The sequence below is a fragment of the Pseudomonas sp. M5A4_2d genome (genome assembly GCF_053345295.1).
Window position 1 is genome coordinate 1,403,472 of the sequence record NZ_JBKEZW010000001.1, and the last position, 20,404, is coordinate 1,423,875.

20 protein-coding genes, 1 tRNA gene and 2 pseudogenes are annotated in these 20,404 nt (G+C 60.4%); 14 read left to right on the top strand and 9 right to left on the bottom strand.

Translation table 11 applies throughout. The annotated features are described in order from the left end of the window. The first annotated feature begins 16 nt into the window (after positions 1-16). Both ACLBW8_RS06590 and ACLBW8_RS06595 read left to right on the top strand, forming a co-directional pair. Complete coding sequence (locus tag ACLBW8_RS06590; RefSeq protein ID WP_447804959.1) at positions 17-259, top strand: DUF4224 domain-containing protein; 243 nt, start codon at positions 17-19, stop codon at positions 257-259. 1 nt (position 260) lies between these two features. Beyond that, the gene (locus ACLBW8_RS06595; RefSeq protein ID WP_447804960.1) at positions 261-1,310 is read left to right on the top strand and encodes a phage integrase; all 1,050 of its coding nucleotides are present in this window, start codon (positions 261-263) and stop codon (positions 1,308-1,310) included. A 100-nt stretch (positions 1,311-1,410) separates the two neighbouring features. On the opposite strand, the gene ACLBW8_RS06600 is transcribed toward ACLBW8_RS06595, so the two are convergent. Both ACLBW8_RS06600 and pvdQ read right to left on the bottom strand, forming a co-directional pair. Further along, a tRNA-Cys gene (locus ACLBW8_RS06600) sits at positions 1,411-1,484 on the bottom strand. 212 nt (positions 1,485-1,696) lie between these two features. Beyond that, positions 1,697-3,976 carry a bifunctional acylase PvdQ gene (gene pvdQ / locus ACLBW8_RS06605; protein WP_447804961.1) on the bottom strand — a complete coding sequence of 760 codons (2,280 nt, stop codon included), beginning with the start codon at positions 3,974-3,976 and terminating at the stop codon, positions 1,697-1,699. 237 nt (positions 3,977-4,213) lie between these two features. Here pvdQ and ACLBW8_RS06610 point away from each other — a divergent pair, with 237 nt between their 5' ends. Next, positions 4,214-4,606, top strand: coding sequence for a fe2+ zn2+ uptake regulation protein (locus ACLBW8_RS06610; protein WP_447804962.1), 393 nt, complete (start codon positions 4,214-4,216; stop codon positions 4,604-4,606). A gap of 27 nt (positions 4,607-4,633) precedes the next feature. On the opposite strand, the gene ACLBW8_RS06615 is transcribed toward ACLBW8_RS06610, so the two are convergent. Then, positions 4,634-4,828, bottom strand: coding sequence for a hypothetical protein (locus ACLBW8_RS06615; protein ID WP_053255884.1), 195 nt, complete (start codon positions 4,826-4,828; stop codon positions 4,634-4,636). A gap of 172 nt (positions 4,829-5,000) precedes the next feature. Here ACLBW8_RS06615 and ACLBW8_RS06620 point away from each other — a divergent pair, with 172 nt between their 5' ends. Further along, positions 5,001-5,138, top strand: a complete 138-nt coding sequence (locus tag ACLBW8_RS06620) for a hypothetical protein (RefSeq protein ID WP_167353702.1) — start codon at positions 5,001-5,003, stop codon at positions 5,136-5,138. A gap of 48 nt (positions 5,139-5,186) precedes the next feature. On the opposite strand, the gene ACLBW8_RS06625 is transcribed toward ACLBW8_RS06620, so the two are convergent. From ACLBW8_RS06625 to ACLBW8_RS06645, 5 genes are read right to left on the bottom strand one after another with little or no spacing between them, the layout of a single operon-like run. Next, positions 5,187-5,936, bottom strand: coding sequence for an ABC transporter permease (locus ACLBW8_RS06625; RefSeq protein ID WP_167353731.1), 750 nt, complete (start codon positions 5,934-5,936; stop codon positions 5,187-5,189). Positions 5,937-5,953: 17 nt separating this feature from the next. Further along, positions 5,954-7,153, bottom strand: a complete 1,200-nt coding sequence (locus ACLBW8_RS06630) for an ABC transporter substrate-binding protein (protein WP_064452593.1) — start codon at positions 7,151-7,153, stop codon at positions 5,954-5,956. Then, positions 7,140-7,943 (bottom strand): ABC transporter ATP-binding protein, encoded by an 804-nt coding sequence (locus ACLBW8_RS06635; protein WP_262664829.1) that lies wholly within the window; start codon positions 7,941-7,943, stop codon positions 7,140-7,142. Before ACLBW8_RS06635 ends, ACLBW8_RS06630 begins: the two co-directional genes overlap by 14 nt. Next, positions 7,940-9,001, bottom strand: coding sequence for an acyl-CoA dehydrogenase family protein (locus tag ACLBW8_RS06640; RefSeq protein ID WP_447804963.1), 1,062 nt, complete (start codon positions 8,999-9,001; stop codon positions 7,940-7,942). Before ACLBW8_RS06640 ends, ACLBW8_RS06635 begins: the two co-directional genes overlap by 4 nt. Before the next feature lie 40 nt (positions 9,002-9,041). Next, entirely contained in the window at positions 9,042-9,602 is a 561-nt protein-coding gene (locus ACLBW8_RS06645) for a carboxymuconolactone decarboxylase family protein (protein WP_447804964.1), read from the bottom strand. Positions 9,603-9,704: 102 nt separating this feature from the next. Here ACLBW8_RS06645 and ACLBW8_RS06650 point away from each other — a divergent pair, with 102 nt between their 5' ends. After that, entirely contained in the window at positions 9,705-10,610 is a 906-nt protein-coding gene (locus tag ACLBW8_RS06650; RefSeq protein WP_447804965.1) for an AraC family transcriptional regulator, read from the top strand. On the opposite strand, the gene ACLBW8_RS06655 is transcribed toward ACLBW8_RS06650, so the two are convergent. After that, positions 10,607-11,515, bottom strand: coding sequence for a LysR family transcriptional regulator (locus tag ACLBW8_RS06655; RefSeq protein ID WP_447804966.1), 909 nt, complete (start codon positions 11,513-11,515; stop codon positions 10,607-10,609). The genes ACLBW8_RS06650 and ACLBW8_RS06655 overlap by 4 nt on opposite strands. 117 nt (positions 11,516-11,632) lie before the next feature. Between ACLBW8_RS06655 and ACLBW8_RS06660 the strand changes: the two genes are divergently transcribed. From ACLBW8_RS06660 to glgA, 9 genes and pseudogenes are all read left to right on the top strand, one after another. Further along, on the top strand, positions 11,633-12,628 hold the full coding sequence (locus ACLBW8_RS06660) for an aldo/keto reductase (RefSeq protein ID WP_447804967.1): 996 nt from the start codon (positions 11,633-11,635) through the stop codon (positions 12,626-12,628). A 144-nt stretch (positions 12,629-12,772) separates the two neighbouring features. Continuing rightward, positions 12,773-13,906, top strand: a pseudogene (locus ACLBW8_RS06665) (HAMP domain-containing protein); the annotation flags it as partial. Between the two features lie 342 nt (positions 13,907-14,248). After that, positions 14,249-14,767: pseudogene (locus tag ACLBW8_RS06670) on the top strand (methyl-accepting chemotaxis protein); the annotation flags it as partial. Positions 14,768-14,861: 94 nt separating this feature from the next. Then, positions 14,862-15,320, top strand: a complete 459-nt coding sequence (locus ACLBW8_RS06675; RefSeq protein WP_447804968.1) for an SRPBCC family protein — start codon at positions 14,862-14,864, stop codon at positions 15,318-15,320. Positions 15,321-15,400: 80 nt separating this feature from the next. Then, the gene (locus ACLBW8_RS06680; RefSeq protein ID WP_447804969.1) at positions 15,401-15,847 is read left to right on the top strand and encodes a DUF411 domain-containing protein; all 447 of its coding nucleotides are present in this window, start codon (positions 15,401-15,403) and stop codon (positions 15,845-15,847) included. Positions 15,848-15,850: 3 nt separating this feature from the next. Continuing rightward, positions 15,851-16,291, top strand: a complete 441-nt coding sequence (locus ACLBW8_RS06685; RefSeq protein WP_221294881.1) for a YqaA family protein — start codon at positions 15,851-15,853, stop codon at positions 16,289-16,291. A 124-nt stretch (positions 16,292-16,415) separates the two neighbouring features. Next, positions 16,416-17,429 carry an alpha/beta fold hydrolase gene (locus ACLBW8_RS06690; protein ID WP_447804970.1) on the top strand — a complete coding sequence of 338 codons (1,014 nt, stop codon included), beginning with the start codon at positions 16,416-16,418 and terminating at the stop codon, positions 17,427-17,429. Positions 17,430-17,455: 26 nt separating this feature from the next. Beyond that, on the top strand, positions 17,456-18,409 hold the full coding sequence (locus ACLBW8_RS06695; protein ID WP_447804971.1) for a D-2-hydroxyacid dehydrogenase family protein: 954 nt from the start codon (positions 17,456-17,458) through the stop codon (positions 18,407-18,409). 434 nt (positions 18,410-18,843) lie between these two features. Continuing rightward, on the top strand, positions 18,844-20,400 hold the full coding sequence (gene glgA, locus ACLBW8_RS06700; RefSeq protein WP_262664844.1) for a glycogen synthase GlgA: 1,557 nt from the start codon (positions 18,844-18,846) through the stop codon (positions 20,398-20,400). Positions 20,401-20,404: the final 4 nt, after the last annotated feature.

The following is a 20,404-nucleotide window of genomic DNA, read 5'->3' on the forward strand; positions in this document are numbered from 1 at the left end:
GCAGCGGGAGGTAGGCATGCAAGCAGAGATACTGTCGGACGACGAGCTCGCCGACCTAACCGGCTACAAGCAGCGCGCTCACCAGCGCAAATGGCTGAAAGACCGAAACTGGGTATTCATCGAGAGCCGTGGCGGCCGCCCTCTGGTGGGCCGGATGTTCGCGCGCATGAAGCTTGGTATGGTCAACGCCACAATCGCAGATCCAAACCCGCCGCCAGCGCGCCCGGCTTGGACGCCTGATTTTTCCAGAGTGAATTGATATGCGCCCCCGTAACACAGAGAACAGGGACTTGCCGCCAGGGATGGTCAGGCGCAAACGCCCGCGCAAGAACGGAACTGTGTGGGTTGGTTATTACTATAGGGACGCGAACGGAAAAGAACTTCCGTTGGGGGGTGATCTCGACAAGGCCAGGCTCAAATGGGCAGAACTGGAAGCCAAGGCGAAGCCAGCAGATCTGAAAATCATGCAGGGGATTTTTGATAGGTACGAGCGGGACATTATCCCGAAGAAGGCGCCGCGCACGCAGAAAGATAACAGAGCTGAACTCAAACACCTGCGCAAAGGTTTTGAGGGAGCGCCAATCGACGCGATAACCCCGTCAATGGTTGCGCAATATCGCGACGCCCGCACAGCGAAAACTCGAGCCAACAGAGAGATCGCGCTGTTATCCCATGTGTTCAACATGGCTCGAGAGTGGGGTTTCACCGATCGGGAAAACCCCTGTGCAGGCGTTCGCAAAAATAAAGAGAAGGTGCGCGACTACTACGCCAATGACATGGTCTGGGCGGCAGTGTACGGGCAGGCTCCGCAGGAATTGAAAGATGCGATGGACCTGGCATATTTGACTGGCCAACGGCCGGCAGACGTTATCGCGATGAAGAAGGGAGATGTGGAGGGAGATTTCTTAACAGTCCAGCAAGGCAAGACCAGCAAGCGATTGAGGATTCAGATGCAGACTGACTCGGTAAAAAACAGCCTGGGTTTACTTATCGACGACATCACCGCCAGGAACAAACATCACATCTCGCAGCACTTTGTGCTCAGCAAAACGGGAATGCGAGTCTCACAGCAGATGTTGCGTAACAGATGGGATGATGCCCGCGAAGCGGCTGTGGCTCTGGCAGCAAGCGAAGGACGAGCTGGCGACGCGGCAAAGATCCGGCAGTTCCAGTTTAAAGACATTCGCCCGAAAGCCGCGTCCGAGATTACAGATATCGCCGATGCAAGCTTGCTACTTGGCCACTCAGAACAAGAGATCACCAAGCGTGTCTATCGACGCATCGGAGCGGTCGCCCAGCCGTCGAAATGAAATAGTTTCGGAACTCCACCCCCTAAAGTTTCGGAACTCCTGCGCTTTCACGCGGGCAATAAAAAACCCCGTAGACGTTAATCTACGGGGTTTCTAAGAGTGGAGGCCGAGGTCGGAATCGAACCGGCGTAGGCGGATTTGCAATCCGCTGCATAACCATTTTGCTACTCGGCCTCAAACGATCAATGCCATTACCGCCAACATTCACCGCATAAAAACTTGAGTGGGCTATATAACCCTGCCTCTACTCTAACTCATTGAATACATTGAAGTTTTTAATGCTTCGTTGCGTTCGATGGGCGCCATTATGTACTCATTTGCTTTTGGCTGCAACCCCTTGATTTCAAAAATATTTCGTATTGGCATCAAGGGGTTGCGTACCTGCCCTACTCCTTGATGACGTGCTCGCGGTACTGCGGGTCGGCCCTTATCTGGGCTTCGGTGAAGGGCAGCGGGCGCAGTTTTTTCTCGGAGAAGGCTTGAGTCTGGTCCTTTGAGTGGTTCGACTCGGGATTGCTGGATTCGGAGAATGCCAACACGCCCAGGGCTTGGGGGCCTTGGTCATCGAAGGTGACGATTTGCAGGTAGCTGGTGCCGCTGACCACTTCACGTTTGCCGTCGGCACGTGGCACGGTTTGCATGGCGTTGTAGATGCCCAGTTGTTGCGGGCCGCCGTGCATGGGGGTTTGGCCGGAGATTTGGATGTCGCCCCAGCGGGTCAGGCCGAGTGTGCTGGCGTCTGCGGTGGAGGCCAGCATGGCGTCGCGCAGGGCCTTGGCGACGGGTTCGCGCTCGATGGCCAGGCCGCGTGGCGTGGTCAGTGGGTGTGCAGGGTCGAAGGCGACGCGCCAGGCGTCAGGGATCTGCTGCAGGTGTTCGACCAGGTTGATGAAGTGCACCAGGCCGATGCCGCTGTCGAGGTTGGCGTGCCGGTCCCAGGTGTTCAGGCTGGTGCACAGGGGTTGCAGCGCAGCCGCGTCACCGCCGAGGTGCTTGGCGCAGAATTCAAGCAGGTCGGGCATCACCAGGCCCGCGAGGTACACCTCGTTGTCCATGACCATGTCTCGCAGGTCGGCCACGCTGATCGGTTGTTTTTCCAGGGATTGCAGGCGCTGCACGGCAAATCGCGCGCGGGGGCCGAGGCCGATGCGGTCCTGGCTGATCACCGGGGAGAAACCGCTCAATGGCGCCTTGGGGTTGGCCATCCACGCCGAGTCATTGGAGTGTTGCACGTAGTCGGTACGCTGCAATTGCGGCAGTTGGTCGGCCGCGAAGATGCCGGGTTGCGCCGCGCGCGGGTCGATATCCCAGGCACAGGCGCTGCGGGCGCCGTCGAGCATGATCATTTGCAGGCCGACCCGTGGATCGCTGCATTGCGCAAGTTTGGCGGCGCTGACGTTGGGCACCACCGACAGGTTCATGTACAGGCTCTGGCCCTGGTCATCGGCGGCCAGGGTATTGACCCACGGGATGCCTTGCAGGGTGTGCACCGAGGTTTGCAGCGCCTTGAGGCTGCCGGCGCGGTTCATCGCGTCCCACTGTTGCAGCACGCGGTCATTGCCCAGGTTGGCGTCGCGCAGGCTGAAGGCGTAGTGGCTGTCCCAGTCGAGTTTGCCGGGCCACTGCACCACCGGGCCGAATTGCGAGCTGTAGACCGTATGGGGCACACCTTTGACGCTGCCGTCGGCTTGTTTGACCTGCACATTGACGGAGGTCTGATCCAGGGGAATGGACTTGCCGTCCAGCATATAGCGCGTCGAATCCTTGGGATCCAGGGTGAGGCGATACAGCGTGAAGTGCTTGGACGTATCAACCGTGTGCGTCCAGGCCACATGCTGGTTAAAACCGATGTTGATCACCGGCAAGCCCGGCAACGCGGCACCCATCACGTCCAATTGGCCGGGAATGGTCAGGTGCATTTCATAAAAGCGCATGCCACCGACCCAAGGGAAATGTGGGTTTGCCAGCAACATACCGCGACCATTGAACGAACGATCACGGCCCACGGCCACCGCGTTGCTGCCACGGTCCAGGGTGAAGCGTTGCTGGTGGGCGGCGGCCAGTTCAAAGGCCTTGCTGTTGGGCGGCACGCTGGCGGTGGCTTGAGGCGGTGTCGCACCGACCAAGGCTTCGGCGAATTGGCCGACACCGCCTTCAACCAACAACCTGCGCGTCAGCTTGACCAGGTCTTCAACATTCAAGGGCCGTACCCACCCCGCCTGGCACTGCGCCGGCGCGCCCTGCTCTTTGAGGTAGCGGTTGTAGCCAGCGACATAACCTTCAATACGCTGCTGCATCTGCGGGGGTTGCGCCTTCCAGAAAGCGGCAACGGCTTGTGGCGTATTCAGCCAAGTGAAAAACACATCACTGGCGAGGTTGTTACGCGCTTCCACGGTCGACTGGTCGGGGCCGAAAAACCGCGCGCGCTCACCGTTCACCGTGACCACTTCATTGGCCAACAGGCACAGGTTGTCCTGGGCATACGCGTAACCGATGCCGTACCCCAGGCCGCGCTCATCCAAGGCGCGAATGTGCGGTACGCCGAACGTGGTACGGCGAATATCCGCCGAAGTCGGTGTCACTTGCTCCCGCGCCGATGCGGCAAGGCTCAGCCCCAGCAACAGTCCCGCCACACACGCCCTGGACAACCCGTTGGAAATAATCACGCAAACCCCACAGTCAAATTGAACACCCTCACACGGGGCTGTTCCCCCCACGTAAGAACGCAGACAACCGGGAATAATTTAGACGAGGGGATGTTTATTGACGGGGTTTGACCTGTGACAAACAGGATACCGACAAAATTTCTACATGAAGGACTTCATGATTTCCGTGGCTGGTTCGTCTAATTAATCAAGAGCGCCATCATTTTCCTGATCAGGCTCTGATAAGGAGTTTTTTGCATGTACAACTCGCACCTGCCCACGGACGGACATTCACCGGCTGCCGACGCCAATTTCGGCGGCGGCGCACACGCATTCGGCAAAGCCCCGGGCAAACTGCCCGAACACCAAGGCAACCAGCGCATTCGCCACTTGCTCAAGTGTTTCGGTTTGCGCACCAGCCTGATTCGGCTGAAGGTCATCGACGCCCTCCTCACCGCTGCCGACAACCAGCGCACCCTCGGAGTGCGTGGCGTGCACAGCCATTTGCTGGAGCTGGGCATCCCGCTGTCGTTTCTGAGCGTGCGTGAGGTACTCAAGCGCCTGTGCACCGAGGGCGTGATTACCCTCAATGCCGATAAAAGCTACAGCCTCCATGCAGAGGCCGCCAAACTACTCAACGGGCACGCATGACGCTCTAAGCTGAATCGCGTGCCTGAATCAGAAGTTAGGCTTGACCTTGCGACGCATGATGCCGTTGATCACTACCACAGTGACCGCTACGGCGATGGCGATGTACTGGAACGTTTTCTCGCTGATGACGCCGGTGTTCTGCAAGTAGGACAGGCCAAACATCGTCCCCAGTACCACCAGAGAAATCAGAATCGAATATTTCAAACGTTGCTTTTGGGTCATGACGGGGTCCTGAAGCTGGTAAATGTATCCACTTTGTATCGCCGAGCATGCCAAGCTCATACCCAGTAACGGGGATGGCGCGGGGTCGGCAGGGTCCTATGTTACAGGCGCTGAAAATTTTTGGCTTGTTCCACGCCTGATTGAACCTGTCGGTACTTTAGAGGATTTCAAAATGCTCCGTCGAATCACACTGCTGATTCCATTGCTGATCATGCTGAGCATGAGCGGCTGCTTCTTTTTCCCCCACGGCGGCGGTGGCGGCTGGCACGACCACCGCTATGACGGCGGCCAAGGCTACGAACGCCGCTGATACACTGCGCGTCTCGCTTTGCATTGCGCAAAGCGAGACCCTTGCCGTTCAGCCGGCGTGCACCCACCGCTGGTGCAACCACCGCGCAAACGCATCCAGGGCAAACCCCAATAGCCCGATCAACAGCACCATCGCCATCAACTCCGAATAGGCCAGGCGATCACGGGTGTCGAGGATGTAATAACCCAGCCCCGCACTGACCCCGAGCATTTCGCACGGCACCAGCACAATCCACAGAATGCCGATGGCCAGGCGCACGCCGGTCAGCACATGCCCCACCACGCCGGGAATAATCACCCGACGCAAGGTTTCCCAGCGTGTCGCACTCAAGCTTTGACTCAACTGCAGCCACCGCGGGTCCAACTGCCGCACGCCGGCAGCCGTATTGAGCATGATCGGCCACACCGCGGCAAACGCCAGCAGGAAGTAAATGGGTTGGTCACCCACGCCCATCAACATCACCACGATCGGCATCCACGACAGCGGCGAGATCATTCGCAAAAACTGAAAGGCCGGCGTGGTTGCTGCCTCCAGGTTGCGCGAGCTGCCGACCAGCAAGCCCAGTGGCACTCCTACCAACAACGCGAGAAACAGCCCGACAAAAATACGCTTGAGGCTAACGGCGATGTGCAGATAGAGCTCACCGCGCCCGAGCAATTCCCACAGGCTGCTTAAGGTAGCGGCCAGCGAGAAACGTGCCGACAAGCCATCGGCCGCGCCAAACACCTTCACCCCCAGCCACCACAGCACCAGCAAACCTGCCAGGCCGCTTATACCGAGCAACCAGCCAGGCCATATGACGGTTTTGCCGTTGTTCAAACGCCAATCTCCTCGTGCCGCTCATAACCGTCCGGCAAGCCGAAGGTTTTCATGCCGCCCACCGACTCGATCGCGTTGCGGACGAAACGGTCGTCGACCAGGTCTTTGGCCACAAAGGCCGGGTCCAGATCGGCAAGAAACTTCTTGTCGCCTTCGATCAACGTGTCCTTCAAGCGCCGCACCAGTTCCTCGGTGTAGCTGGGGAACGGATAAGGTTGGAAGTCGATGCGGTGCTCGTCCCAGTTGGCGTGCTGGATCGCACCGTCGGCCAGGTAAGCCGCGCGGTCGGCAGCCGTCGGGGCCAGGACTTTGCTCAATACCGGTTCAGCATGCGGCGTGTAGCGATTCGGGCCGTCCTTGGACAGCAGCTTCACCGCCTCCTCGCGGTTATCACGCGTCCACACCTGTGCCTTGACGATGGCATTCACCACCTTCTGCGACCATTCCGGGCGGTTGGTCAGGTCATGCTCGTGCATGAACACTACGCAGCACGCATGGTTGCGCCAGACGTCGCCGGTAAACCGTTGCACGCGCCCGACCTTGAGGTTTTCCGCCAGGGCGTTGAACGGCTCGGCGACGATATAGCCGTCGATGCGCTTGCTCGCCAGGGCCGGGGGCATGTCGGAGGGCGGCAGTACGATCAGGTTGACTTCATTGGCCGCAATCTCAGTACCGGCAGCTCGCGCCACGGGTGTGAGGCCGTTGTCGCGGAACAGCTGCTGCACCACCACGTTGTGAATCGAGTACCAGAATGGAATCGCCACCGACTTGCCGCCCAGTTGCTTCACCTCGGTAATGCCTGGCGAAACGGTCAAGCCGGAACCGCCGACGTGGTTCCAGGCCACCACTTTTGCCGGGACTTTGCTGCCGTAGCGGGCCCACACCGTCATTGGCGACAACAGGTGAATCACGTTGACCTGCCCGGAAATAAACGCTTCGATCACCTGGGCCCAACTGCGCAACAGCACGGGGCGCTCGGCCTTGATGCCCTCGGCTTCGAACAGGCCGTTGTTGTGCGCGACCAGCAACGGTGTGGCGTCGGTGATCGGCAAGTAGCCGATACGCACCGGTGCATCCGGCTCGCTGGCGGCGCGGGCTTGCAGGCTGCTCAGCAGTGGCAAGGCACCAGCGGCACTGAGCACGGCGGAAAGTTTGAGAAAGTCACGGCGCGAGTGAGTGAGGTCATCCAGACACATGTGAGAACTCCGATTGTTCAAGAGGGTTGGGTTGAGGGCGGCTCGCCTGCCGTAAGGTTTTCAGAATCTCGATACGCAGTGCGCCGATGGCCTCAACCTGTTCTTCGCGCGGTTGCGGCAGGTCGATGTGCCATTCGCCCAGGGTACGCGCCGGGCGATTGCCCAGTAGCAGGATGCGGTCGGAGAGCAGCAGCGCCTCATCAATATCGTGGGTAATCAGCACCGCCGCCGAACCTTGCTCGCGGTTGACCTTGAGCAACAGGTGCTGCATGTCGGCGCGGGTGACTTCATCCAGCGCGCCGAAGGGCTCATCCAGCAGCAACACTTGCGGTTGCCGTGCCAGGCAGCGGGCCAACGCCGTGCGCTGGGCCATACCGCCAGACAACTGCGCAGGGAACTGCTGACGGGCATGTTCCAGCCCGACCGCCGCGATAGCGTGGTCGACGCGGCGGCGGCGTTCTTCATGACTCACATGCGGTTGGCGGGCGAAATCCAGGCCAAAGGCGACGTTCTTTTCCAGATTCAACCAGGGCAACAGGCTGGGGTCCTGAAAGGCCACCGCCACCCTCGGGTGCGGCCCGTTCAACGGCTCGCCCAGCACCTGCACTGTTCCGCCCTGGGGCGTCTGTAAACCGGCCAATACGCGCAACAGGCTGGATTTGCCGACGCCACTGGGCCCGAGGATCGACACCACTTCGCCAGGCCGCAGGTGCAAGTCGAACCCTTGCAGCACCGGCCCGCTGGCATAGCCCAGGCAAACCCCCTGGGCGCTCAATACTGTTGCGGTCATAGATTGGCCTGTCGGTGCAACTCTGTGCGCAGTTGCACCAGGCTTGGCGTGACGATCGGCACAAAGGCCGACTCGCGCCAGCGCCGGGCAAAGCCGCTGCCGTGTGCGGTGAGGTACGCCTTGCCGCCGCTGGCCTGCAGTTCAAGTTGCACGGCACTGGCGGCCGTTTCCGCAAGGCCAATACGCAGTTTGAACAGCGGCACCGGCTCTGCCGCAAACCGTCCGGCCAGCAAACCCTTTTTCAGCTCGGTGACCAGATGGTCGAGCGTCACCCGCAACGCTTCCAACTCATCACGCAGCACCGTGCGGCTCGCACCCAGGTGGTTGGCCACCTCCGCCAGCGAGCGGCGGGCCAAGCCGATGGACATGCCGCATTGCAGGCCCAGAAACGCCGGGCGTACTGCCGGCAAAAACTTGCGCGCGTCCTCGTGCAGCAACCAGTCGCGGCTCAGCTCGACACCTTCCAGGCCCAGCGCTGCCGTGTTGCTCGATTGCAGCCCCATCAGCTCCAGGTCACGTGAGCGCTGCAAGCCCGCCACCGAATCGGGAATCGCCAGGATAAACGGCGCGCCGCCACCGGCATGCTCGATCGCCGCGGCCGCGACAAACCCGTTCTTGCGCAGGTTCGTCACCCAGTGCAGCCGACCGTTGAGGGTCCAGCCGTCGTCAGTCGGCTCGGCGCTGATTTGCAGCGCCTCGATCCCCGACAGAAACTTCATCGCATTCGACAGCCCCGTGGCACCGGCGAGTTTGCCACTGAGCAAGTCCGGCAACAGCTGCTCGCGCAGCCGCTCATTGGGGCTCTGCAACAAATACTCGATAAAGGATCGCTGGCCCCAACAGACAAATGCGGCGGCCAGGGAATGGCTGGCGACATTGGCGATGGCGTCCACTGCACCGGCCACATCGCCGCCCAGCCCGCCGAGTGCTTTCGGCACGCCGATACGTAATACATTGGCTTCTGCCAGCCGTGGCAGCACTTCCTGTGGATCGCAACTGCCCACATCCAGGGCCTGCGCTTGAACATCGAGCCAACGGCTCAAGATTGGGTCAAGCATTCGTGTTTCTCCTTGTTACTGCAGGTGGGCGATCGCCCATTCAGCTTGCCGGTTTTTCCCAACGGTATTGCGCCAACTCCGGGTTCAACGGGGTACGGGCAAACACGTTAGCGAAGTTGCACAACGTTGCCAGGCTTACGCCCAAAATAACTTCCAGCGCCTGGCCATCGGAATAGCCGGCGGCGCGGAATGCCTCGAAACCAGCGTCGCTGACGTCACCCCGGGTGGCGATCACTTCACGGGTGAACGCGGCGAGTGTCTCATAACGGGCATTGGGCAATTCACCCTGCTGGCGCAGGGCATCAATAACGTCTTCCGGCAGCTTGGCCTTGTTGCGTGCAACGGCCGTGTGACCGGCGACGCAGAAATCGCAGCCGTGGGTGGTGGCGGCAATCAGCTGCACGACTTCGCGGTCGGCCAGGCTCAGTTCAGATTTGGCGTTGAGGCCGGAGACAGTGATGTAGGTTTCCAGGGCGGCCGGCGCATTGGCCAGCACGGCGAGCAGATTGGGAATGAAACCCGAGCCCTTGAGGGCATTTTCGAGGAACGGCTTGGCCGCTTCAGGTGCGGTTTCAGGGGTCAGCAACGGTACACGGGACATGGAGTGGTCTCCTGGTGGGTTCATGTCTCCAGTCTGTTGGTTATAAAAAATCCCCTCAATAGGCTAAAGTAGCGATTACTTGCTCTTGAGTCTTTACGTTAGATGAATTCGTCCAGTGCTCTCGTCGATTGGTTATTAGACAGCCTCGAACTCAACACCAGTCTGTTCCATGTCGGGCGCTATTGCGGCGACTGGCATGCGAGCACTCATGGCCTGGCCAGCGCGAGTTTCCACTTGATTGTGCAAGGCCAGTGCTGGCTGCATATCGACGCACAATCCACCCCCCAACACTTGAACAATGGCGACGCGGTGTTTCTGCTGCGCGACCTTGAGTATCGGCTGTCCGGCGAAGCGACGGCGCAGGGCGCACAGGAATGTCCGCGCCGTGCCATGCTGCCGCTGGATAACGAAGCCAGCGATGGTGTGGGCCTGGTCTGCGGTTTCTTCCACTTCCATTCCGGCCTGTCGGCGATGATCGTCGACACCCTGCCCGCCTGGATCATCTTGCGGGCCGGCGACCCATCGTTGACCGCCGCACGCAACCTGTTCGAACTGATCCTGCAAGAATGCCAGCGCACACCCGCGCCCTCTTCGGCCTTGCTCGAACGTCTTTGCCACTTGTTGTTTCTGTATGTGCTGCGCCAGCAAGTGATCGACAACACTGACCTCGGCGGCCTGGCGGCATTGGGACGGCAGCCGGCATTTGCCCACTTGCTGGAACAGCTTATCGCCCGCCCCGCTGAGGCCTGGACCCTGGAAAGCATGGCGGCCTGTACCGGGCTGTCGCGTTCGGCGTTTTTCAAACGGTTTAACGAGCTGTGTGGCCAGTCGCCCGGGCAGGTGCTGTTGATGATGCGCATGCGCCATGCGTGCCAGCTCTTCAAACAGGACCAGACCGTGGCAGAGGTAGCGCTGGCGGTCGGTTACCAGTCGGTTGCGGCGTTCACCCGGGCGTTCCACAAAGTCACCGGGCAACAACCCGGGGCCTATCGCAAGGCCCAAGCCTAGCGGCGCAAACCATTGCCCGGCCGGGCGCAGAGATCCACCAGCCAATCGACCAATACCCGCACCCGCGGCGATAGCTGGCGGTGCGGCGGGTACAGCGCGGTCAGTGGCAATCGGGGTGGTTTGATGGCGCTTAACACCTCCACCAGGCGGCCTGCTTCCAGCTGCAGTTTGGCGTGATAGAACGGCGTCTGCACCAGGCCATAACCCGCTTCGCACGCCGCCAGATAACCATCTGCACTGTTGACGGCGACCTGCTTGGGCAAGTCCACCAAACGAATTTCCTCGCCCACCTGAAACTCCAGGCCATAGCGTTTCCCACTGCTGCTGGAAAAGTATTCGACGACTTGATGGCCGGCCAGTGCTTCCAGGCACTCGGGCACGCCGAACCGCTGCAGGTAGCCGGCGCTGGCACAAGTCACCTGGTCCATCATTGCCAGAGGCCGTGCCACCAGGGATTCGTCAAGGGCCAGGCCGCCGCGCAACACACAGTCCACGCCTTCGCGGATCAGGTCGACCGGACGATCGTTCAGGCCGATCTCCAACTCGATCTGCGGGTAGCGCGTGCTGAATTCGGGCAGCGCGGGGATCACCAGAAATCGCCCGATCCCCGACGGCATGTCGATACGCAACGTACCGCGCGGGCTGCCACGGGTGGAGAACACTGCTTCGGTTTCTTCAAGATCCGCCAGGAGGCTGACGCAGCGCTGGTAGTAAGCAGCACCATCCAGTGTGGGGCTGACTTGCCGTGTGGTGCGCTGCAACAACTGCACACCCAGGTGCGCCTCCAGTTGTTTGATCACGATCGTCACCGAGGCACGCGGCAATTGCAGGCTGTCGGCGGCTTTGGCGAAACCGCCCAACTCGACGATTCGAGTAAACACGCGCATGGCATTAAATCGGTCCAAAGCGGGGTGAACTCCGGGGATTGTTTAGAAAATTATAATAGTGATAGCGGTTTTAGCGACTTTATCCCTGAGTTGTCGAGGAGAACAATGGGCCTTTCCCTCCAAGGAGCTGCTCCGATGCACACACGTCAACTCGGCAAGAACGGCCCTCACGTCTCCGCCATCGGCCTCGGCTGCATGGGCATGACCGATTTCTACACCACCGGCATTGATACCCGGGAAGCGATTGCGACCCTGCACCGCGCCCTCGAACTGGGCGTCACCTTGCTGGACACCGCCGACATGTATGGCCCCTACACCAATGAAGAACTGATCGGCAAAGCCATCGCCGGCAAACGCGACGAGGTGTTCCTGGCGAGCAAATTCGGTTTTGTGCGGGACCCGGCAAACCCGGCGGCACGCGGTGTGAATGGTCGCCCTGAGTACATCCGCACGGCGATTGACGGCACGTTGAAGCGCCTGGGCGTGGACACCCTGGACCTTTACTACCAGCACCGCGTGGACCCCGAGGTGGCCATCGAAGAAAGCGTCGGCGCCATGGCCGAGTTGGTCAAACAGGGCAAGGTGCGTTACCTGGGCCTGAGTGAAGCCTCCGCCGCCAGCCTGGAGCGTGCCCACAAGGTGCACCCGATCAGCGCCTTGCAAAGTGAATACTCGTTGTGGAGCCGCGACCAGGAAGACAACGGTTGCCTGGAGACGTGCCGGCGCCTGGGCATCGCCTTTGTGCCTTACAGCCCGCTGGGGCGCGGCTTTCTCACCGGCACCCTGAAAAGCCCGGAGGACTTCGCTGCCGACGACTACCGCCGCTCCAGCCCACGGTTCCAGGGCGAGAACTTCGCAAAAAACCTGCTGCTGGTGGATAAAGTGCAGGCGCTGGCCGCCGAAAAAGGCGTGACGGCCGGGCAATTGGCTTTGGCCTGGGTACTCGCCCAAGGGGATTACCTGATCCCGATCCCGGGCACCAAACAGCGCAAGTACCTGGAAGAGAACGTCGCGGCCGTCGATATCGTCTTGAGCCCTGCCGAAGCGGCAGCGCTGGCATCGATCTTCCCCGCCGGCGCCACGGCCGGTTTGCGCTACACCGAGGCCTCGATGGGCTTGGTCAATCAATAGCCGGTGTGGCCCGGGCGCACCGATTCAGGGTGCGCCCGATTTTTGTTGCACGATGTTACCTAAAGCTCCGCCTTACCAAGCCGATAGCCTGATGAAGCTCTAACAAAGCCGCGTCGATAATAAACGCTTCGTAAGGACGACCCCATGCCCCCAATTCGCTCTATCCAAACCCGCTATACCCTGTTCCTGGTGCTGTTCGTCCTGGTGCTATTTGTACTGACTGTCGTGGGTATAGGCCAGTTGGTGGCACCCAAGCTGCAGCAAACGGAAGAGCAGGTGGTGCTCAACCGCGTCGCGGAGGTGGCCGAACAGATCAAGGGCGAACTGAACAAGGTCCAGGCCCAGCAACGCAGCATCACCCAAACCATTCCCCTGCTCGACAGCGATGCCATCGACAAAGTCCTGCCCGGCCTGGTGGACCAGTACGGCGAGCTGAAAGTATTCGGAGGTGGCATCTGGCCGCTGCCTAACCAGCGTACGCCCGGGCGCAACAAGCACAGCACCTTCTGGCACCGCGATGCCTCGGGCAAGCTGGCCGTCAATACCTTCTGGAACAGCGACGCTGCGCCCAATTACTACGACCAGAGCTGGTACAAAGGCGGCCTCGCCTCGCCGCGCGGCCAATGCGCCTGGGCAGCCGCCTATAAAGACGATGCCAGCCAGGAGCCGCGCACCAATTGCGCCATGGCCATCCAGCGTGACGGCGCAGCCTATGGCGTCGCCACCATCGACGTGACCCTGGGGTTCTTCAATGACCTGGTGGCCAACAAGGAAAAAGACATCGGTGGGCAGATGCTGATCGTCGAGGGCGACGGCAAGATCATCAGCAACAGTTCGCGCATCAGCAGCCCCGTGGTGTTGAAGAACATCAGCGAACTGGCCGGCACCTCGGCGTTTGCCGCTCAGGTCAGCAAGGCCCTCGCCCATCGCGACCAAGGGCTTCAACGCGCTGAGTTCGACAACCAGGGCGTGGCCAGCACCTTCTATCTGCGTGCGATCGAAGGCACTCCATGGTTCCTCGCCACAGCCCTCCCGACGGCGCTGATCACCGCTCAGCGTGATGACGTGCTCGGCAGCCTGGCCCTGCTGCAAATTCCCATGGTGCTCCTGCTGGTGCTGCTGGCGTTCTTTGCAATCCGCCAACTGGTGCAGCGCATGAAGTCGCTGAGAACCAATATCGAAGCACTGTCTGCCGGCGATGCCGACCTGACGCGACGCATTACCATTCGTGCCGAAGATGAACTGGGTGCCATCGGCCACTCGGTGAACCACTTTATCGTCTACTTGCAGAACATGATCGGTGAGGTGACCCAGGCCACGGGGGCCATGTCTTCCGGCCTTGAGCAGTTGCAGAAAACCTCGGCCCACACCAACCAGATTCTGGTCCGCCACGCCTCGGAGACCGATCAGACCGTCACCGCCATCACCGAAATGAGCTCCACCGCCGACACCGTCGCGCAAAACGCGGCCGAAACCGCCTCGTTTACCCAGCGCGCCAACGAGCATGCCGACCGCTCCCGCGTGGTCGTGGGCGAAGCGTCCAGCAGCGTCAGCGCCTTGATCGGCGAAGTCGCCAGCGCGACCCACACCGTGGAAAATATGCGCCAGGATGCTGCGCGCATCACCGAAACCCTTGGTGTTATCGGCGCGATTGCCGGCCAGACCAACCTGTTGGCACTCAACGCCGCGATTGAAGCCGCCCGCGCCGGCGAGCAAGGCCGTGGTTTTGCGGTGGTGGCCGACGAAGTCCGGGCACTGGCCGCACGTACCCAGTCCAGCACCTCGCAGATCAATGAGATGCTGGCACGCCTGACTACCGGGGTGAGTTCGTCGGTGGCAGCCATGGAAAACACCCAGGCCAGTTGCCAATCGGCGGCAGATGCCACCGCACGGGTGAACACCGGGCTTGACGAGATGGCGGGTTCGGTCAGCCATATCAACAACCTCAGCACCCAGATCGCCACGGCCGCCGAGCAGCAAAGCGCGGTGACCGAGGAGATCAACCGCAGCATGGTGCAGATCCGACATATGGTCGACGAGCTGGTGGAAAGTGGCCATGCCACTGAAACCAATACGCAAAGCCTGTTGAATGCCAATGGCCGAGTGATCGCGCTGATGAGTCGCTTCAAAGTCCGCTGATCATTTGCCTCAGTACTCCCGTGCAAAGCGCGGGAGTCGGACTATTCTGACAACTCCGATACGGTGCAAAAACTCGCCACACAGGAGGTGTGTCATGCACGCTGCTGAGCCTTCGGTCCGCTTGGAGCAAATCAGTCAGGAACGCTTTATTCAGGCGCCTCCCGAGATCGTTTACGACTATGTGACCCAGCCTGATCGCTGGCACGAGTGGCACCCCACTTCTCTCAGCGCCGACACCGGGACCACCGGTTCACTTGCGGTCGGCGCGCGCTTTACCGAAATCATCGACTTGCTGGGCGTGCGCGTGCCCTTGAGTTATCGCGTGCAGGTAGCCTGCCGCCCCAGTGAATTCAAAACCGTCTTCACCTCCCTGGCCGTCGACGGCACCATTCACTATTTCTTGCAGGCCTATCGCGACGGCACCCTGTTCAAGCGCGTATTGACCTACGAGACCGAGCTGCAGCTTGCCACCTTGCATGAGCGCATGATCGCTCTGTCAGCCATTGCGCTGGACCAGCTCAAACATCGGTTGGAAAACACCACCTCCGTATAATTTTGAAACATTACCACCGCGTCCTGCTCGAAAAAGCAGGGAGAATGCCCGGCTTATTGCCCTGCATTCAGTGAGATCCCATGAAAACCACCTTGCGACTGGCCCTGCTTTCAGCCCTGTTCACCACCACCCTGGCGCAGGCTGCCGACCTGATTCCCATTGACGTACATCGCGACGCCAACTGCGGCTGCTGCAAAAAGTGGATCAGCCACCTGGAAAGCAACGGGTTCAAGGTCAATGACTATGTGGAAGCCGACATGAGCGCCGTCAAGCAGCGCCTGGGCGTAGCGCCGCGCCTGGGTTCGTGCCATACCGCGGTGATCGCCGGCAAGTTCGTCGAAGGCCACGTGCCCGCCGAGCAGGTGCTGGCCCTGCGCAAGCGCGACGACTTGCTGGGGATTGCAGCGCCAGGCATGCCCATGGGTTCACCGGGTATGGAAATGGACGGAATGAGCGATGCCTACCAGGTCATCGGCCTGACCCGGGAAGGTAAAGACGTGGTGGTGGCCGACTACCCGGCCCGTTGATTGATGCTCGCCGGTTACCTGGGGCTATTTTTCGCCGCCTTCGGGGCTGCCACGCTGTTGCCGATGCAATCGGAGGCGGTGCTGGTGGGCCTGTTGATCAGCGGGCATTACAGCCTGTGGGGGCTGCTCTGCATCGCCACCGTCGGCAATGTACTCGGCTCGGTGGTCAATTGGTGGCTGGGGCGCTCGGTTGAGCGCTTTCAGGCACGGCGCTGGTTTCCGGTCAGCCCACGGCACCTGGAAAAGGCCCGAGCGCACTATCAGCGCTGGGGGCACTGGTCGTTGTTGCTCAGTTGGGTGCCCATTATCGGCGACCCGCTGACCTTGGTGGCCGGGGTCATGCGCGAGCCGTTCTGGCGATTCCTGCTGCTGGTCACCGTTGCAAAAGGCGCCCGATACTGCGTACTGGCCCTGCTGACGGTGAACCACCTGGCAACCGCATAACCAGGGTTGAAAGCCTTCGACTGATCGCTACCGCAGCGCCGGCCTATCTCGCCGCGCTCCGTTAATCCTCGCTTAATCCCCTCGCCACAGCATCCGGACACTGTCGCCTTCGGAGCCTGACCCCATGCCGTTGATCCGTTCACTGTGCGCTGCCGGCCTGCTGCTGGGCAGCGCCCTTCCCGCCCTCGCAGCCACCGAAAGCCCTGCCTACGGCCCTGAGCTGCAAGGCTTCCAATACCCCTACCCGGTCGAACATTTCAACTTCCAGTCCCAAGGTAAAACCTTGCAGATGGGGTATATGGACGTGCCCGCCAAGGGCAAGGCCAACGGGCGCACTGTGGTGTTGATGCACGGCAAGAACTTCTGTGGTGCCACGTGGGATGAGTCGATAAAGGCCCTCAGCGCCGACGGGTATCGCGTGATTGCGCCGGATCAGATCGGCTTTTGCACCTCCAGCAAGCCGGATCACTACCAATACAGTTTCCAGCAATTGGCGATCAACACCCACCAACTGCTTGAGCATCTCGGCATTCAAAAGGCCACCCTCGTCGGCCACTCCACCGGCGGCATGCTCGCCACCCGTTACGCGCTGCTCTATCCGGCGCAAACCGAGCAACTGGGGCTTGTGAACCCCATCGGCCTGGAAGATTGGAAAGCCCTGGGCGTGCCCTACCGCAGCGTCGACCAATGGTATGAGCGTGAGCTGAAACTCAGCGCCGACGGCATCCGCCACTATGAACTCAACACCTATTACGTCGGGCGCTGGAAGCCTGAATACGAGCGCTGGGTCGACATGCTCGCCGGCTTGAATAAGGGGCCGGGGCATACCCAGGTCGCCTGGAACTCGGCGTTGATTTACGACATGATCTTCACCCAGCCGGTGTACTACGAGTTCAAGGACTTGCAAATGCCCACCCTGCTGCTGATCGGCACGGCCGACACCACCGCCATCGGCAGCGATATCGCACCGCCTGCGGTCAAGGCCAAGCTCGGTCACTACGACGTGCTGGGCAAACAAGTGGCCAAGCTGATCCCCCACGCCACCCTGGTTGAATTCCCGGGCCTGGGGCATGCACCACAGATGGAAGAACCGGCTCGGTTTCACCAAGCGCTGTTACAGGGCTTGAACGCCCTTTAATCCAACCTTTTTCGAGGCACTCGTGAATGTCGGTACAGATCGCAGTCATTGATGATTGGCAAAATGTGGCCAGTGGCGTAGCGGATTGGTCGGTTCTTGCATCAGTCGGCGAAGTGCATTTTCTTCACGACTACCCGGGGGATACCGCCACGATGGTCGAGCGTTTGAAGGGGTTCGAGGTTATTTGCGTTATGCGCGAGCGCTCCACCTTCGGTAAAGCCCTGCTGCAAGGTTTGCCCAATCTGAAACTGCTGGTGACCGGCGGCATGCGCAATGCCGCCATCGACATCCCTGCCGCCAAGGCGCTGGGCATCCAGGTCTGCGGCACCGACAGCTATAAGCAGGCGGCGCCGGAACTGACCTGGGCATTGATCATGGCCTCTACCCGCAACCTGCTGGCTGAAGCCAACTCGCTGCGGGAGGGTGGATGGCAGGTTGGCCTGGGTGGTGATATGTATGGCAAAACCCTGGGCGTGCTCGGGCTGGGCAGCATTGGCCAGAAGGTCGCGCAGTTTGCCCAGGTGTTCGGCATGCGGGTGATTGCCTGGAGTGAAAACCTCACCCCTGAGCGTGCTGCCGAGTCAGGTGTCACTTGGGTCAGCAAGCGTGAGCTGTTTGAGCAGGCGGATATCCTGACCGTACACCTCGTACTCAGCGATCGCAGTCGCGGCCTGGTGGATGCCCAGGCATTGAGCTGGATGAAACCGAGTGCGCGCCTGGTCAATACGGCGCGCGGGCAGATTGTGGACGAACAGGCCCTGGTGCAGGCGCTGCGAGCGGGTCGATTGGCGGGGGCTGCCCTGGACGTATATAGCGAAGAGCCGCTACCGGCTGATCACCCGTTCCGCCGTTTGCCGAATGTCTTGGCGACCCCTCATGTCGGTTATGTCAGCGAGCAGAATTATCGGCAGTTCTATCAGCAGATGATCGAGGATATTCAGGCGTGGGCAAAAGCCGCGCCCATTCGCGTGCTTGGCTGACGCACCAATCGAGGGCACACGCACTCCTGTGGAGAGCGGACTTGCTCCCTTGCTACAACCACCGCGCTGATCCCCTCAATCAGCGCGCGTTTCAAACCTTGCATATCGTTACAACTTTTTTGTCCTACAAAATTCCCACATAAACCGTACAGGCTCTGGGATCTCGCCTAGACTCATGACCGATGGGTCCGTTCCAAAACAAAAACCCCGCAAAAAATCGAAACTTTCCAACTCTGCCATAGGTCCAGTTTTTAAGGGAGGCGAGTGCACGCGGCTCACACCAAATGCCCGTCCATCCAATCTTTTTTAGCAATGAGTGCAACTGGCATACGCATTGCCAGTTTGTACAGTGCTTGTGCGCCTGGCCGCAGGATGTGGCCAATCGGAGCCGATGGCAGCGGGCCATTAGCCAACCAAATATGTGGGAGAGAACTATGATCAGTGCCGCTGTAGATACTCAGGGAGAGCGTTTTAGTCAGCCGGCAGGGGGACCGACTACGTTGGCCGACCTGCCCAACACTGTGCGGCCGATCGTGAGTCAGAACCCTAATCGCAAGAAAGTCCTGTTTGTGACCTCGGAATTCGCCGACCTGGTGAAAACCGGCGGCCTGGGCGACGTGTCCGCCGCCCTGCCCCGCGCCATGGCCCACCTGCATGATGTGCGGGTGTTGATTCCGGGCTATCCGCAGGTGATGGAAAGCGACAACCCGATCCATATCATCGGCGAGCTGGGCGGTCACGCTGCATTGCCGCCCTGCAAGATCGGGCGCATGGACCTCAAGGACGGTCTGGTCATCTACGTATTGATCTGCCCTGAGCTCTATGAGCGTGAAGGTACGCCGTACGGCGCCAATAACGGCCGTGACTGGCCGGACAACCATATTCGCTTCGCCCGCCTGGGACTGGCCGCCGCCGACATCGCCGCCAACCTGGCACAGATCCACTGGTGCCCTGACCTGGTGCATGCCCACGACTGGCCTGCCGGGCTGGCGCCTGCCTATATGCACTGGCGCGGGTCGCGTACGCCCACCCTGTTCACCATTCATAACCTCGCCTATCAAGGTGTGGTCAGCCTGGCCTCCACGCCTGAGCTGGGTATCCCGCCGCATGCCCTGCAACAGGAAGGCATGGAGTTCTACGGCAAAATGTCATTCCTCAAGGCGGGCATGGCGTACTCCAGCCATATCACCACCGTGAGCGCGACCTACGCCCAGGAAATCACCACCCCGGAATTCGGCTGTGGCCTTGATGGTTTCCTGGCCAGCAAGACCCAGCAAGGTCTGCTCAGCGGCATTCCCAATGGCATCGATGAAAGCTGGGAAACCTCCACCGACACGCACCTGACCCATAACTTCAATATCGGTGACTGGGACGGCAAAGGCATTAACGCCGCCCACGTGCGTGAGTTGTTCGGCCTGGCCGACTCCACCGGTCCGCTGTTCGCTGTTGTCTCGCGCCTGGTGTATCAAAAAGGCCTGGACCTCACCGAAGCGGTCAGCAGTTATATCGTCGAAAACGGTGGCCAAATCGCGATTATCGGCCGCGGCGAGCCGGAAGAAGAGCAAGCCATGCGTGAACTGGCCTTGCGCTTCCCCGGCCAAATCGGCGTACGCATCGGCTTCAACGAAACCGATGCGCGGCGCATGTTTGCCGGCAGCGACTTCCTGCTGATGCCTTCGCGCTATGAACCATGCGGCTTGAGCCAGATGTACGCGCAACGCTTCGGCTCGTTGCCGGTGGCGCGCAATACCGGCGGCCTGGCGGACACCATCGAAAATGGCGTCACCGGGTTCCTGTTCAATGAATCTACCGCACAAAGCTACGAAGAGGCGTTGAGCCGCGCGTTCAGGGTATTTGCCAACAAAGGCCTGCTCAATGCCATGCGCAGCCGCGCCATGACTCAACCTTTCAACTGGTGCCAGGCGGTAGAACCCTACGCCGAACTGTACGAACAGCTTGTCGCCAAGGCGCTGGGGAAATCGGCTAAATAATCAA

Coding starts and splice junctions, on each gene's coding strand:
- ACLBW8_RS06615 (WP_053255884.1), bottom strand. CDS start 4,828: ATGACCCAAAAGCAACGTTTGAAATATTCGATTCTGATTTCTCTGGTG.
- ACLBW8_RS06635 (WP_262664829.1), bottom strand. CDS start 7,943: ATGACCGCAACAGTATTGAGCGCCCAGGGGGTTTGCCTGGGCTATGCC.
- ACLBW8_RS06660 (WP_447804967.1), top strand. CDS start 11,633: ATGCACACACGTCAACTCGGCAAGAACGGCCCTCACGTCTCCGCCATC.
- ACLBW8_RS06650 (WP_447804965.1), top strand. CDS start 9,705: ATGAATTCGTCCAGTGCTCTCGTCGATTGGTTATTAGACAGCCTCGAA.
- ACLBW8_RS06620 (WP_167353702.1), top strand. CDS start 5,001: ATGCTCCGTCGAATCACACTGCTGATTCCATTGCTGATCATGCTGAGC.
- ACLBW8_RS06595 (WP_447804960.1), top strand. CDS start 261: ATGCGCCCCCGTAACACAGAGAACAGGGACTTGCCGCCAGGGATGGTC.
- ACLBW8_RS06640 (WP_447804963.1), bottom strand. CDS start 9,001: ATGCTTGACCCAATCTTGAGCCGTTGGCTCGATGTTCAAGCGCAGGCC.
- ACLBW8_RS06675 (WP_447804968.1), top strand. CDS start 14,862: ATGCACGCTGCTGAGCCTTCGGTCCGCTTGGAGCAAATCAGTCAGGAA.
- ACLBW8_RS06610 (WP_447804962.1), top strand. CDS start 4,214: ATGTACAACTCGCACCTGCCCACGGACGGACATTCACCGGCTGCCGAC.
- ACLBW8_RS06690 (WP_447804970.1), top strand. CDS start 16,416: ATGCCGTTGATCCGTTCACTGTGCGCTGCCGGCCTGCTGCTGGGCAGC.
- ACLBW8_RS06630 (WP_064452593.1), bottom strand. CDS start 7,153: ATGTGTCTGGATGACCTCACTCACTCGCGCCGTGACTTTCTCAAACTT.
- ACLBW8_RS06645 (WP_447804964.1), bottom strand. CDS start 9,602: ATGTCCCGTGTACCGTTGCTGACCCCTGAAACCGCACCTGAAGCGGCC.
- ACLBW8_RS06685 (WP_221294881.1), top strand. CDS start 15,851: ATGCTCGCCGGTTACCTGGGGCTATTTTTCGCCGCCTTCGGGGCTGCC.
- ACLBW8_RS06695 (WP_447804971.1), top strand. CDS start 17,456: ATGTCGGTACAGATCGCAGTCATTGATGATTGGCAAAATGTGGCCAGT.
- ACLBW8_RS06590 (WP_447804959.1), top strand. CDS start 17: ATGCAAGCAGAGATACTGTCGGACGACGAGCTCGCCGACCTAACCGGC.
- glgA (WP_262664844.1), top strand. CDS start 18,844: ATGATCAGTGCCGCTGTAGATACTCAGGGAGAGCGTTTTAGTCAGCCG.
- ACLBW8_RS06680 (WP_447804969.1), top strand. CDS start 15,401: ATGAAAACCACCTTGCGACTGGCCCTGCTTTCAGCCCTGTTCACCACC.